The 14,083-nt window shown below is 42.1% G+C and carries 13 protein-coding genes and 1 riboswitch; of the genes, 12 read left to right on the top strand and 1 reads right to left on the bottom strand.

Translation table 11 applies throughout. The features are described from left to right. The first annotated feature begins 59 nt into the window (after positions 1-59). The 10 genes from OSJ91_RS19980 to OSJ91_RS19935 all read left to right on the top strand — a co-directional run bounded on the left by OSJ91_RS19980 (position 60) and on the right by OSJ91_RS19935 (position 10,722). Positions 60-467: a DUF350 domain-containing protein gene (locus OSJ91_RS19980; RefSeq protein WP_034309012.1), complete on the top strand. Its 408-nt coding sequence runs from the start codon at positions 60-62 to the stop codon at positions 465-467. Positions 468-666: 199 nt separating this feature from the next. Beyond that, on the top strand, positions 667-837 hold the full coding sequence (locus OSJ91_RS19975; protein ID WP_350299656.1) for a hypothetical protein: 171 nt from the start codon (positions 667-669) through the stop codon (positions 835-837). Between the two features lie 596 nt (positions 838-1,433). Then, the gene (locus OSJ91_RS19970) at positions 1,434-3,137 is read left to right on the top strand and encodes a long-chain-fatty-acid--CoA ligase (protein ID WP_485890290.1); all 1,704 of its coding nucleotides are present in this window, start codon (positions 1,434-1,436) and stop codon (positions 3,135-3,137) included. Positions 3,138-3,334: 197 nt separating this feature from the next. Next, positions 3,335-3,922 carry a fatty acid metabolism transcriptional regulator FadR gene (gene fadR, locus OSJ91_RS19965; RefSeq protein WP_053535880.1) on the top strand — a complete coding sequence of 196 codons (588 nt, stop codon included), beginning with the start codon at positions 3,335-3,337 and terminating at the stop codon, positions 3,920-3,922. 124 nt (positions 3,923-4,046) lie between these two features. After that, positions 4,047-4,820, top strand: a complete 774-nt coding sequence (locus OSJ91_RS19960; protein WP_350299654.1) for an enoyl-CoA hydratase — start codon at positions 4,047-4,049, stop codon at positions 4,818-4,820. 122 nt (positions 4,821-4,942) lie between these two features. Further along, positions 4,943-5,716, top strand: coding sequence for an electron transfer flavoprotein subunit beta/FixA family protein (locus tag OSJ91_RS19955; RefSeq protein ID WP_350299653.1), 774 nt, complete (start codon positions 4,943-4,945; stop codon positions 5,714-5,716). Positions 5,717-5,785: 69 nt separating this feature from the next. Further along, on the top strand, positions 5,786-6,763 hold the full coding sequence (locus OSJ91_RS19950; protein WP_485890289.1) for an electron transfer flavoprotein subunit alpha/FixB family protein: 978 nt from the start codon (positions 5,786-5,788) through the stop codon (positions 6,761-6,763). 201 nt (positions 6,764-6,964) lie between these two features. Continuing rightward, positions 6,965-7,285: a thioredoxin gene (gene trxA / locus OSJ91_RS19945; RefSeq protein ID WP_328113193.1), complete on the top strand. Its 321-nt coding sequence runs from the start codon at positions 6,965-6,967 to the stop codon at positions 7,283-7,285. A gap of 103 nt (positions 7,286-7,388) precedes the next feature. Then, positions 7,389-9,161, top strand: a complete 1,773-nt coding sequence (uvrC, locus tag OSJ91_RS19940; RefSeq protein WP_485890288.1) for an excinuclease ABC subunit UvrC — start codon at positions 7,389-7,391, stop codon at positions 9,159-9,161. A gap of 61 nt (positions 9,162-9,222) precedes the next feature. Then, positions 9,223-9,399, top strand: a riboswitch (Lysine riboswitch). Between the two features lie 90 nt (positions 9,400-9,489). Beyond that, positions 9,490-10,722 (top strand): aspartate kinase, encoded by a 1,233-nt coding sequence (locus tag OSJ91_RS19935; protein ID WP_350299651.1) that lies wholly within the window; start codon positions 9,490-9,492, stop codon positions 10,720-10,722. Between the two features lie 63 nt (positions 10,723-10,785). Here OSJ91_RS19935 and OSJ91_RS19930 read toward each other — a convergent pair whose 3' ends face one another. Continuing rightward, on the bottom strand, positions 10,786-11,256 hold the full coding sequence (locus OSJ91_RS19930) for a YslB family protein (protein WP_048689015.1): 471 nt from the start codon (positions 11,254-11,256) through the stop codon (positions 10,786-10,788). Positions 11,257-11,640: 384 nt separating this feature from the next. Here OSJ91_RS19930 and OSJ91_RS19925 point away from each other — a divergent pair, with 384 nt between their 5' ends. Continuing rightward, the gene (locus OSJ91_RS19925; protein WP_034308986.1) at positions 11,641-12,249 is read left to right on the top strand and encodes a succinate dehydrogenase cytochrome b558 subunit; all 609 of its coding nucleotides are present in this window, start codon (positions 11,641-11,643) and stop codon (positions 12,247-12,249) included. Between the two features lie 70 nt (positions 12,250-12,319). Further along, positions 12,320-14,071, top strand: coding sequence for a succinate dehydrogenase flavoprotein subunit (gene sdhA, locus OSJ91_RS19920; RefSeq protein WP_048689080.1), 1,752 nt, complete (start codon positions 12,320-12,322; stop codon positions 14,069-14,071). Positions 14,072-14,083 lie beyond the last annotated feature (12 nt).

The following is a 14,083-nucleotide window of genomic DNA, read 5'->3' as shown; positions in this document are numbered from 1 at the left end:
GCGGTCACTCCGGCTATTCAGCCAAGCCGGGTGGCTAGTTACCATTCGGGAGTTGGACCATGGAGAACATGTGGGAAAATGAATATGTATATATAGCTGCTCGTTACAGTGTCGTTATTTTGTGCATGATTGTTTTTTTAGCCATTTTTGAACTTGTCACAAAGTACAAGAACTGGGAAGAAATCAAACAGGGAAACCTTTCTGTCGCATTGGCAACAGGTGGTAAAATATTTGGGATCGCCTATGTATTCCAACAGTCCATTCTCCATCAGAATTCGCTTCTTACCATGATTGGCTGGGGCGTATACGGATTTGTCCTGCTGTTGATCGGGTATTTCATTTTTGAATTTATGACTCCTGGATTTAAAATAGATGAAGAAATACAAAAAGATAATCGGGCAGTTGGATTCCTATCGATGATCATATCAATCGCATTATCTTTTGTCATCGGCGCCGGAATTTCTTAATGCCCTTCATGAGAGGGAGTAAGCTGTGGAGAAACTTGCAAAAGTATTAATTGTTTGTTGCGGTATCTTTTTTCTGTTTGGAATCATTTATATGACATTCTTCAACTGAAGCGGCCATTGTGCCGCTTCTTTTATTTGAACTCTTACAAAAGATAGAATAACATTGGTCAAATAGACTTGACGGCAGAGGAGGAGGAATATGGTTCACTCCAAATTGATACAAAAGATTGAAGAAATTTGCGACACTCCTGCCGAAAACTGGCTAGCCGGGACCCCTCAGACGCTTGCTTTGATGATGCTTGGCAGACAGTCGGCGGAAAGGGAGCGGATTTCTGAAATCAACTGGAACCTTTTTCTTGAGGGTTTGTAAAATTTGAGCGTTGATTTCCACTCCAGGCACTCGCTTTCCGCGGGCGGTCCGGGAGCCTCCTCGGCGCTCTTTGCGCCTGTGGGGTCTCCCCTGGACGCGCTTTTCCCGCAGGAGTCTCGTACCTTCCGTTCCAATCAACTGGACTGTCTTTTTAAAGACAGTAGGCAAACCTGGCTTTTCTTCAAATTTGTCTACAGTTTGGCATTTCAATCAATATGTCGACAATTAGGAATGGTCTCATTCCGAATCCCTTTCACGATTTTACTGAAGGAATGATTACCATAATTTATAAAACAAGACTTAGTTATACTCCATGATTTTTTTATTCTTTATATGAGATGAAACCTTTACTAGAATTGAAGGTAAACTGGTTCTACTCTAATTTGTCTACAGTCTGTATGGAGTGGAACCACTCCTTTTTTTTGTTTCCCTTTTTAAGTGTTTCATCCAATATTCCCTGTGGTTGGCATAGGACATATATACTGGCCTGCTTCTCATCATAAGGTTTTTATACTCTGAAATTCGGCAATTGTAAGAAAATCCCGATTGTATTATAATGATAAAGAGTATTGAGAATATTCAGAAGGAGGGGGCAAATGAGCAATAAGCCATGGCAAGCTATTTATCCGGAACAGATACCCGCTGTTTTGTCGTACGAAGATAAACCTCTTTATTCTTTTTTGAAGGAATCAGCCGAAGAATTCCCTGATAAAGTATCGATTCATTTCCAGGGAAAAGAACTAACTTTCCGGGAAGTGCATGAATCTGCTTTAAAGTTTGCAGCCTATTTAAAAAGTATCGGACTTCAAAAAGGTGAACGCGTTGCCGTCATGCTTCCTAACTGCCCTCAGGGTGTCATAAGCTTTTTTGGGATATTGATGGCCGGAGGAGTCGTCGTTCAAACGAACCCAACCTATACGGAACGTGAATTAGAATATCAAATGAAAGATTCCGGAGCGAAGATAATTTTAGCGATGGATATTTTATTTCCCCGTGTTTCTGCAGTGGCATCAAGAACGGATTTAGAACATATAATTGTAACCGCTATCAAGGAATATTTGCCATTCCCGAAAAATCTAATCTATCCTTTTATTCAAAAAAAGCAATACGGCATTGTCATCAATGTTGAGCATGAAGGGAATCATCATTTATTTTCCGAAATCATGAAACGAAAGATCATCACTGAAGAAGTCGTCACTGTGCCGATCGATGTGGATAATGACCTTGCCCTTTTGCAATATACAGGCGGGACAACTGGCTTTCCCAAAGGGGTAATGCTTACCCATAAGAACTTGCTGGCAAATACGAAAATGTGCAATGCTTGGCTTTATAAAAATAAGCGCGGTGAGGAAAGGATCCTTGCGATTCTGCCTTTCTTCCATGTGTACGGCATGACTACAGTCTTGGTACTTTCCGTCATGGAAGGGAACACCATGATCATCATGCCAAAGTTTGATGTCGAAGCGACGCTTAAAACCATCCAAAAACAGAAACCGACCATGTTTCCAGGTGCGCCAACGATGTATATCGGTCTCTTGAACCATCCGGATATCGCTAAATATGATCTTTCTTCCATCAATGCCTGTATAAGCGGTTCTGCATCATTGCCCTTAGAGGTCCAGGAGCAGTTTGAGAAAATTACCGGCGGGAAGCTTGTTGAAGGCTATGGACTTTCAGAAACCTCACCGGTGACACATGCTAATTTCATTTGGGATCAGCCGCGTGTAAAAGGAAGCGTTGGACTGCCGTGGCCGGACACTGACTCGGCGATTCTGTCCCTGGAATCCAATGAAGAGCTTCCTCCGAATGAAATAGGCGAGATTGCCATAAAAGGACCACAGGTAATGAAAGGTTATTGGAACCGTCCGGATGAAACGGAAAAAACCTTTAAAAATGGCTGGCTGCTTACAGGCGATCTGGGTTACATGGATGAGCAGGGGTTCTTTTATGTCGTCGAGAGGAAAAAGGATACAATCATTGCGGGCGGTTTCAATATATATCCACGTGAGGTGGAAGAGGTGCTATACGAGCATGAGGCCATACAGGAAGTAGTTGTGGCAGGCATCCCTGACCCTTATCGCGGGGAGACCGTCAAGGCCTATGTCGTCCTGAAAAAAAATGCCAGGGTCACTGAAGAGGAATTGAATGAATTTGCCAGAAAGAACCTGGCTTCCTATAAGGTGCCGCGCAGCTATGAATTCAGGGATGAACTTCCTAAAACGACGATAGGAAAAATCCTGAGAAGAGTCCTTATCGAGGAAGAAAAGAAAAAAATATCCGAGGAAAGAAAAGAAGCTTAAACAGGCACCCCCTTTTAACGGAGCAGCGGAAGAGGGCTCCGTTTCGCAGAACAACTGGACAACCTATGGATGGGGACTGTACAATGAACAGAGTGGAATGTCAGGACCCTTAGAAGTTTTGCTTGACAGTAAAGGGTCGTCATTTTATGATAGAAATATGAATGATGGTTCATTCATTTTCTGAAAGGGGACATCCAGTGAAAAGCAACAGACCAAAGTATAATCAAATTATTGATGCGGCCGTTATTGTAATTGCCCAAAACGGTTACTATCAAGCCCAAGTATCCAAAATCGCCAAGCAGGCAGGAGTAGCGGATGGCACCATCTATCTTTATTTTAAAAATAAAGAAGATATCTTAATATCATTATTCCATGAAAAGATGGGCTATTTTGTGGAACAGATTGAAGAAGAGATAAAAGGAAAGACCACTGCTTCGGAAAAACTGCATGTGCTCATCCAAAAACATTTTCAAAACCTTTCAGAAGACGTGAATTTAGCAATTGTCACTCAGTTGGAATTAAGACAGTCGAATAAAGAATTGCGCCTTAGAATTAATGATGTGTTAAGAGGGTATTTAAATTTAATCGATCAGATCATTATAGAAGGAAAAGAGAACGGCGAATTCCTGCCTGATTTAAATAATTTACTTGCCAGGCAGATGATTTTTGGAACGATTGATGAAACTGTGACGACTTGGGTCATGAATGAGCAAAAGTATTCGCTTCCTGACCTTGCACCAGACGTTCACCGCTTGCTGATTGGCGGCTGTGGCCTGAAAAGTTAACGATTCTTTCGAGGATGGCTAGCTATCCTCGAAAGAAACGGTTAATTCTGCTTCTAGCTTTAACTGGAAGTGATACATATAGAATTTTCAAAAAAGTTTGACTAGCATGCCTGGAGGGATTGATATGGAATATCTTAAGCTTTCTGTCGAAAATCATGTGGCTTTTATAACGATTGATCATGCACCAGCAAATGCACTTTCTTCGGCTATCATCGGAGAGCTTTCACAGGCCTTCGATCAAATTGAGAAAGACGAAGCAGTACGGGTTGTCTTTCTTCATGGTGAAGGAAGATTCTTCTCTGCAGGAGCAGACATTAAAGAGTTTACGGAAGTGAAAGACGGGAAAGCTTTCGAGAAGCTGACCAAGAATGGTCAATCTGTATTTGAGAAAATCGAATCTTTTCCAAAACCGGTCATTGCAGCCATCCATGGAGCGGCGCTTGGCGGAGGATTGGAGCTGGCTATGGCCTGCCACATCCGCTTAGTCACCGAAAGGGCTAAACTTGGTTTGCCTGAGCTGCAGTTGGGCTTAATCCCAGGGTTTGCTGGGACCCAACGTCTTCCTCGTTACGTAGGCATGGCAAAGGCAGCTGAAATGCTGTTTACAAGTGAACCCATTTCAGGCACCCAAGCTGTGCAATGCGGATTGGCGAATCATGCCTTCACGGATGAAGAACTGATTCCAAAGGCTAAGGATCTAGCCAATAAAATTGCCAAGAAAAGCCCACTGGCATTAAAGTCGGCCATTGAGTTATTGAATTATTCCAAGCATGATTCCTACCATAAAGGTGTGGAAAGGGAAGCCGCCCTCTTTGGCCAGGCTTTCGATACTGCTGATGCACAAGAAGGAATCGCCGCTTTCATTGAAAAAAGGGAAGCAGTATTCAAAGGGAAATGATGTTTCGGTATAAATAACTATTTTTATATATCATGCAGGATTTTGGTGAAATCTGTAGAACATTACTATATATCAATAAAATTCATAATCTTCAAAACTCAAATTATTCGGGAGGTATTATCGTGAACATTTATGTACTGCTGAAAAGAACATTTGATACAGAAGAAAAAATTACGCTATCCAACGGGAAAATTAATGAGGATGGAGCAGAATTCATCATTAATCCATACGATGAGTATGCAGTTGAAGAAGCAATCCAGGTGCGTGATGCACAAGGCGGCGAAGTAACGGTTATTTCCGTCGGAACAGAAGAGGCTGAAAAGCAATTACGTACGGCGCTGGCAATGGGTGCTGACAAAGCCGTATTGATAAATATAGAAGACGACATAGAAAATGGCGACCAATTCACGACTGCCAAAATTATTGGCGAATACTTAAAAGATAAAAATGCCGATCTAATCATTGCAGGGAACGTTGCAATCGATGGCGGCTCTGGTCAAGTGGGACCACGCGTTGCCGAAATTTTGGAGATTCCTTATATTACAACCATTACTAAATTGGACATAGCAAATGGAAATGTAAGCGTTATCCGTGATGTCGAAGGGGACTCTGAAACGATCGAAGCATCTCTTCCATTATTGGTGACAGCGCAACAAGGGCTAAATGAGCCACGTTATCCTTCATTGCCAGGAATCATGAAGGCGAAGAAAAAACCGCTTGAAGAATTGGAATTGGATGACCTGGATTTGGAAGAAGACGATGTTGAGGCCAAAACAAAAACGATTGAAATTTACCTTCCTGCTAAAAAAGAAGCTGGAAAAGTTTTGGACGGAGAAATCAGTGCTCAAGTTAGCGAGCTAGTTCAATTATTACGCAGTGAAGCAAAAGTGATTTAATCGAAACGGTACTTTTCAAAACAACAACACACGACAAAAAGAAAAATAGAGCACAGGAGGTTTTTATAAATGGCTAGAAAGTTTCTTGTATTGGGCGAAGTTCGTGATGGTTCACTAAGAAATGTATCATTTGAAGCTATCGGTGCGGCTAAGCTTGCTGCGGATGGCGGGGAAATCGTTGGTGTTTTAGTTGGTGACAGTGTTCAAAATTTCGGTAATGAATTGATCCAGTATGGTGCAGAGCGGGTTATTGCAGTCGAAAATAATCAATTGAAACAATATACTTCAGATGGATATGCGCAAAGCTTGCTTGCCGTCATCGAGCAGGAAAAGCCAGAAGGGATTTTCTTTGGACATACGGCCTTAGGAAAAGACCTTGCACCTAAATTGGCTGGAAAACTTGAATCAGGATTGATTTCCGACGTTACATCCATTGAAGAAGAAGGCGGAAATATCGTTTTCACCCGCCCAATCTATTCTGGTAAAGCATTTGAAAAGAAAATTGTTACAGATGGCGTGATTTTCGCGACAATCCGTCCGAACAATATCGAACCATTAGCGAAAGATGAGTCCCGCTCTGGTGATGTTTCTACATTAAGTGTGGATATTAAGGACTTACGGACAATCATTAAGGATGTTGTTAGAAAAGCCAGTGAAGGGGTCGACCTTTCAGAAGCGAAAGTAATCATCGCGGGTGGCCGTGGCGTGAAAAGTGAAGATGGTTTTGAACCATTAAAGGAACTGGCACAGGTTCTTGGCGGAGCGGTAGGAGCTTCCCGCGGAGCATGTGATGCAGACTATTGCGATTACTCATTACAAATCGGGCAAACGGGTAAAGTCGTAACACCTGACCTTTATATCGCCTGCGGAATTTCCGGTGCGATCCAGCATTTAGCAGGAATGTCCAACTCCAAGGTTATCGTTGCCATCAATAAAGACCCGGAAGCTAACATATTCAATGTGGCTGATTATGGAATTGTCGGAGATCTTTTCGAGGTCGTTCCATTACTTACGGAAGAATTCAAAAAACTTAAAGTTAACGCGTAATAGAAATAATACTGATGAGGGGCAAGACATTCGGCATAAGCCGATACATGTCTTGCCCCTTTATTTGCGCTAATGGGGAGGGGGTTTGGCCTGCATAATTACTCTTTTTTTGGACATCCTACCACTGAAGCAAAATATTAGCATCGATTTGAGCAACAGTGGTATACTGTTTTTAGTTATTTGAGTAAATTTGAGGAGGAAATATATATGGCTATTGTAAATGCAACTGACCAGACTTTCACAACAGATACTAGCGAAGGTGTCGTTCTTGTAGATTTTTGGGCTCCATGGTGCGGACCTTGTAAAATGATCGCTCCTGTTCTTCAAGAGCTTGATACTGAAATTGGCGATACAGCAAAAATCGTAAAAGTGGATGTAGATGAAAACCAAGAAACAGCTGGAAAATTCGGTGTGATGAGCATCCCGACATTAATCGTGCTTAAAGACGGTGAAGTGGTCGATAAGGTTGTTGGTTTCCAACCTAAAGAAGCACTTGCTGAACTTATTGCAAAACACGCGTAATAGTAAGATAGCTAAAAAAAGCTTCAAGTCTGCGGACTTGAAGCTTTTTTCGCTATCTTGATATATAATGATTGTAAAAAAGGGAGAACAGGAGGCTGAATGCATGAATCAACAAATAAAGAATAAACTTGCCCTTCTTCCCGATCAACCTGGTTGTTATTTAATGAAAGATCGTCAGGGAACGATCATCTATGTAGGCAAAGCGAAAGTGTTGAAAAATCGTGTCCGTTCTTATTTTACGGGATCTCATGATGGGAAAACATTTCGACTCGTGAATGAGATTGAGGATTTCGAATACATCGTCACCTCTTCCAACATCGAGGCTCTTATTTTAGAGTTGAACTTAATCAAAAAACATGACCCAAAATATAATGTCATGCTAAAGGATGATAAGACGTATCCTTTCATCAAGCTGACTGCGGAACGCCACCCGCGTCTAATCATTACGCGAAAAGTCAAAAAAGACAAAGGGAAATATTTCGGCCCTTATCCGAATGCATTTGCAGCTAACGAAACGAAAAAATTGCTCGACCGCATCTATCCCCTAAGAAAATGCAATACGTTACCGGATCGCGTTTGTCTCTACTATCACCTTGGCCAGTGCCTGGCCCCATGTGTATATGATGTAGAGGAACAGGAATATAAAAAAATGGTCGAGGATATCAACCGGTTCTTGAACGGCGGGCATACTGAAATAAAAAAAGAACTGACTGTAAAAATGCTGGAGGCATCGGAAGAGCTCGATTTCGAGAGGGCCAAGGAGTTCCGTGACAAGATTGCCCACATCGATATTACGATGGAGAAGCAGAAAATGATGACGACCGATTTCATCGACAGGGATGTATTTGGCTTTGCCTATGATAAAGGTTGGATGTGCGTTCAGGTATTTTTTGTCAGGCAGGGTAAATTGATAGAAAGGGATGTTTCGCTTTTTCCGGTCTACGATGAACCCGAACAGGAACTTCTTACATTCCTCGGTCAGTTTTACGAGATTACGAACCACTTTAAACCAAAGGAAATCTTGCTGCCTGAATCAGTGGATGCCGAAATGGCCGAAGGGCTGCTTGGTGTCAAAACGATTCACCCGAAACGGGGAGCGAAAAAAGACATGCTTAAATTGGCGAATAAAAATGCCTCCATCGCGCTTCAGGAAAAATTCTCTTTGATAGAAAGGGATGAAGAAAGAACGATCAATGCGGTGGAAAACCTCGGGAAGCAACTGGGTATCTACACCCCGCATCGAATTGAAGCTTTCGATAACTCCAATATCCAGGGAAGTGATCCCGTTTCCGCTTTAGTCGTGTTCATTGATGGGAAGCCGGAAAAAAGAGAGTACCGAAAATATAAGATCAAGACGGTCCAGGGACCTGATGATTATGAATCGATGCGTGAAGTGGTCAGAAGAAGGTATTCACGAGTATTGAAAGAAGGGCTGCCGCTTCCGGACTTGATCATCATTGATGGCGGAAAGGGACATGTCGAAGCCGTTCGGGATATTCTGGAAAATGAATTGGGCCTTGATATTCCACTTTCAGGCCTCATTAAGGATGAAAAGCATAGGACCTCGCAATTGATGATCGGAAATCCGCTTGAAATCGTACCTCTTGATTCACGGAGCCAGGAATTTTACCTATTGCAAAGAATTCAGGATGAAGTGCATCGGTTCGCGATTACGTTTCATCGCCAGCTACGCGGGAAAAATGCAGTTCACTCCCAGCTTGATGATATTCCAGGAGTCGGGGAAAAGCGAAGGAAGCAATTATTAAGGCATTTTGGATCATTGAAGAAAATCAAAGAGGCGACGGCCGAGGAAATCATGGAAGCTGGCATGCCAAAAGGGGTAGCCGAGGGAATCGTTAGAAAATTACAAGAATAATCTTGCTACCGATAAATCTCTATGCTATGATTAAAAAGAATTTTTAACTAGACAACTTAAAAGTGCTGATAGAGGTGCGGAATTCAAGAGTAAAAACCTGGAGAAGTATGAGCTTCCATGAAAGGTTTTGAAAGGGGATGACGCCGAAGGAATACAAGACTCATACCTTGTTTTCCTGGTCCGACATTTAATAAATGGCGGATTGTCAGGGTTTATACCCTGGAGAGCTATCTCACTGTGTTTACAGTATTTAGATATGTGATCACAGCAATGAGATATTTCTCATTGCTTTTTTTATTGCCTAAAAAGGTAGAGAGGGTGCATGAGGATGGCATTAATCGTTCAAAAATTTGGCGGAACATCCGTCGGAAGCGTAGAAAAAATCAAAAATGTTGCCGATCGGGTAATCGAGGAAGCGCAGAATGGAAATGAGGTAGTCGTCGTTGTTTCAGCCATGGGGAAAACCACGGATCAATTGGTGTCCATGGCCCGGGATATTTCCGGAACCCCGAGCAAGAGGGAAATGGATATGCTTTTGACTACGGGGGAACAGGTAACGATTTCCCTGTTAACGATGGCATTGATTGAAAAAGGACATGAAGCCATTTCGTATACTGGCTGGCAGGCTGGCATGCAAACGGAATCCGTTCATGGGAATGCCCGGATTTTAAACATCGATGCCACGAGGATCCAAGCTAAGCTACAGGAGAAGAAAATAGTGGTCGTCGCCGGTTTCCAGGGTAACGATGCAAATGGGGAAATCACTACCTTAGGGCGAGGCGGTTCCGATACGACGGCGGTTGCCATCGCTGCAGCGCTGAATGCGGATAGATGCGATATTTATACGGATGTAACGGGCGTTTTCACAACGGACCCTCGCTACATAAAAGGCGCACGAAAACTCCAATCCATTTCTTATGATGAAATGCTGGAACTTGCCAACCTGGGGGCAGGCGTCCTTCATCCAAGGGCTGTCGAATATGCAAAAAATTATCAAATTCCGCTTGAAGTCCGTTCAAGCATGGAGAGAGAATCAGGAACGATCATTGAGGAGGAAGCAACTATGGAAGAAAACTTAATTGTACGCGGAATTGCTTTTGAAGACAGTATTACGAGGGTCACAATATATGGTTTGCCCCAATCACTTGGTGCATTATCCACAATCTTCACAACACTTGCGAAAAACCGGATCAATGTGGACATCATCATTCAAAGCATGACTGCCGAGGATACGACCAATCTATCTTTTTCCACAAAAAGTGAAGATACGGAAGCGGCCTTGATCGTGCTGGAAAATAATAAAGAACAATTGGGATTCGACCGAGTCGAAACGGAGAGCGGATTGGCCAAAGTGTCCATCGTCGGTTCTGGTATGGTATCCAATCCGGGAGTGGCTGCCGAGATGTTTGAAGTGATGGCCAATACAGGCATCCAGGTGAAAATGGTCAGCACATCGGAAATTAAAGTTTCGACTGTCGTCAATGAAAAGGAAATGGTGAAGGCGGTCGAATCTCTTCATGAAGCATTTAAACTAGGTCAGCATGCAAATGTGCTAGCTTAAGTGTCAGGAGTCCAATAAAAAACAGACTTCCGGTAAAAAGGGTAAGTCTGTTTTAAGGGCTCATTAGATTGGATCTCTGGGATCCCATTGGATGGTGAATATCACTTTTTTTGCGCGGCGTTTGATTTCTTCCGTTGATTCGCTGAGGAATTTTTTTTGCAGTGTAAACTGCTCGGCAAGGAAACCTGCTTCAAGTTGGAAGTGACAATCAGGGTGTAAATCCAGGCGGCGGCTGATTATTTCACCCGTCAGGGATAATTCCATCTCGTGTTTCGTATACTTCAAGATTTCCAGATTGCCCCATCCAGCGCTTTGGAAAAATTCAATCACTTCCTGATCGCCATTCAATGGGAATTTTCTTGCTAATTGTTTACCTGCCCAATAGAGGATTTGATTAGAGTCTTTTCCGAGAATATCGTTCAATAGAACTTCTCTGATTAATTCGTATCCGAAAGCTGGAACTTGGAATTCTTCAGTTTGAATTTCTTCAGTTTGAATCTCTTCTTCTATCGCAGCAGCAATATTTTTTTTCATAATTTATCGCCTCTTTCTGTAAATCTATTATAAACGTATTTCTTTTGCAAATTATACTGTTTTTTATTTATTTAAATAACAATTGGAAAAAAATGAGAAATTATACCGAGATATTAATAGTTAAATTAGAAATTTATTCAAAATATCATCTTGACATACAAAAAATAGCCAATTTAATCCAATAAAATCTATTCTGAAAAAGAGATTTCTTGTATCCGTTTTCTTGACGCACATAGAAGTCAGGAGTAAAATGGACATGTCACATAATTGTAAAGGAAGTATGGAGGAGTTTTTTTGACTCTATACTGTATTTTCACGCGGAGATAAAAGGTAGCCACCAGTTTATCTTTGCATGATTTTTCACAAATTAAGGGGGGGCACTTAGTGGCAAAAAATCGTGAGTTTGGGAATCGCAGGCTTCATTCACTTCTAGGAGTAATTCCAATTGGTCTATTCCTAATTTTTCATTTATCGGTAAACTTTATGGCAACAAAAGGAGAAGAGACTTTTAATGGGGCAGTTCATTTAATTGAGTATACGCCCGTGAAGATTTTGGTAGAATGGGTCGTCATCTATCTACCGCTCATTTTCCATGCTGTGTACGGAATTTATATTGCCTTTACAGCAAAAAACAATTTAGGCAGATTTAGTTTCTTCCGTAACTGGATGTTCATGCTGCAACGTCTAACTGGAATCATAACGTTGATTTTCCTTGTTTGGCATATATGGGCAACTAGAATTCAAGCAGCTATGGGTGCTGAAGTTAACTTTGACATGATGGCTGAAATTTTCTCTAGTCCATTTATGATTGTGTTCTATATAGTTGGTATTATCTCGGCAATCTTCCACTTTGCTAATGGATTATGGTCATTTGCAGTGAGCTGGGGTCTTACAGTTTCACCAAGATCGCAAAGAATCATGACTTACTTTACATTGATCGTTTTCGTTCTTCTTTCTTATATCGGAATCAGCGCAATTTTCGCATTCGTATAAGAAGATAGAGTTCATTTATAAGAATTAGGAAAAACATAGCTTGGCTAATGGAAATAAGGGAGTGACAGAATTGGGTAAAGGTAAAATAGTTATCGTTGGTGGAGGTCTAGCTGGATTAATGGCTACGATCAAAGCAGCAGAGCTGGGACAACAGGTTGATTTATTTTCTTTAGTGCCTGTTAAACGCTCTCACTCAGTTTGTGCCCAAGGCGGAATCAACGGGGCAGTAAATACAAAAGGTGAAGGGGATTCTCCATATATCCACTTCGACGATACAGTTTATGGCGGAGATTTCTTGGCTAACCAACCGCCGGTTAAAGCGATGTGCGAAGCAGCACCATCGATCATTCATATGTTTGACCGTATGGGTGTTATGTTCAACCGTACTCCGGAAGGTCTTCTTGATTTCCGTCGTTTCGGTGGTACTCAACATAGCCGTACAGCATTCGCTGGTGCAACAACTGGTCAGCAATTACTTTACGCATTGGACGAGCAGGTTCGCCGTTATGAAGTTGAAGGCCTTGTAACGAAATATGAAGGCTGGGAATTCCTTGGAGCTGTTATCGATGATGAGCAAACAGCACGCGGTATCGTAGCACAAAACCTGACTTCAATGGAAATCAAATCATTCCCTGGAGACGCAGTCATCATGGCGAGCGGCGGCCCTGGAATCATCTTCGGTAAATCAACGAACTCAATGATCAATACAGGCTCAGCAGCTTCCATCGTTTATCAGCAAGGTGTTAATTATGCTAATGGTGAGTTCATACAAATTCACCCGACAGCAATCCCTGGCGATGACAAACTTCGTCTAATGAGTGAATCCGCTCGTGGTGAAGGTGGACGTATCTGGACATATAAAGACGGGAAACCTTGGTATTTCCTTGAAGAAAAATACCCTGCTTATGGTAATCTAGTACCTCGTGATATCGCGACTCGTGAAATCTTTGACGTATGTATGAACATGAAGCTTGGCATTAATGGTGAAAACATGGTTTACCTGGATCTATCACATAAAGATCCTAAATTACTTGATATTAAACTTGGCGGAATCATTGAAATCTACGAGAAATTCATGGGTGAAGATCCTCGTAAAGTTCCAATGAAAATTTTCCCTGCCGTGCACTATTCTATGGGCGGACTTTGGGTTGATTATGACCAAATGACTAACATCAAAGGTTTATTCGCTGCAGGTGAGTGTGATTACTCACAACATGGCGGTAACCGTCTTGGTGCCAACTCACTTCTCTCTGCAATCTATGGTGGTTCAGTCGCTGGACCGAACGCCGTTAAATATATTGAAGGCCTTGCTAAAACTTCAGAATCCATTCCTTCTTCATTGTATGAAGGGTACGAAAAACAAGAACAAGAGAAATGGAATGAAGTCATGTCTCTTGATGGTAACGAAAATGCGTACGTCCTTCACAAAGAACTTGGTGAGTGGATGACACAGCATGTTACTGTAGTTCGTTACAATGACAAGCTGAAAGAAACGGATAACAAGATTCTTGAGCTGATGGAACGTTACAAGAAAATTAACATCAATGACACGGCTAAATGGAGTAACCAAGGAGCTGCATTCACTAGACAGCTGCAAAACATGATGCAATTGGCTCGTGTAATCACAATTGGTGCGTTAAACCGTGACGAAAGCCGCGGAGCGCATTACAAACCTGATTTCCCAGAACGTAATGATGAGGAATTCATGAAAACTACTATGGCAACATTCAAAGGCTTGGATCAAGCACCTGAATTCCATTATGAAGACATAGATGTATCACTGATCGCACCGCGTAAACGTGACTACACTACGAAACACTAAAGAGGGGGAGCA

The organism is Bacillus sp. T-10(2022), assembly GCF_056502895.1.
This window is presented reverse-complemented; position numbering and strand designations above follow the sequence as displayed.

Excerpts from the sequence above, each read along its gene's own strand:
- OSJ91_RS19980 (WP_034309012.1), top strand. The coding sequence starts at position 60 with ATGGAGAACATGTGGGAAAATGAATATGTATATATAGCTGCTCGTTAC.
- OSJ91_RS19975 (WP_350299656.1), top strand. The coding sequence starts at position 667 with ATGGTTCACTCCAAATTGATACAAAAGATTGAAGAAATTTGCGACACT.
- OSJ91_RS19970 (WP_485890290.1), top strand. The coding sequence starts at position 1,434 with ATGAGCAATAAGCCATGGCAAGCTATTTATCCGGAACAGATACCCGCT.
- OSJ91_RS19960 (WP_350299654.1), top strand. The coding sequence starts at position 4,047 with ATGGAATATCTTAAGCTTTCTGTCGAAAATCATGTGGCTTTTATAACG.
- OSJ91_RS19950 (WP_485890289.1), top strand. The coding sequence starts at position 5,786 with ATGGCTAGAAAGTTTCTTGTATTGGGCGAAGTTCGTGATGGTTCACTA.
- uvrC (WP_485890288.1), top strand. The coding sequence starts at position 7,389 with ATGAATCAACAAATAAAGAATAAACTTGCCCTTCTTCCCGATCAACCT.
- OSJ91_RS19935 (WP_350299651.1), top strand. The coding sequence starts at position 9,490 with ATGGCATTAATCGTTCAAAAATTTGGCGGAACATCCGTCGGAAGCGTA.
- OSJ91_RS19930 (WP_048689015.1), bottom strand. The coding sequence starts at position 11,256 with ATGAAAAAAAATATTGCTGCTGCGATAGAAGAAGAGATTCAAACTGAA.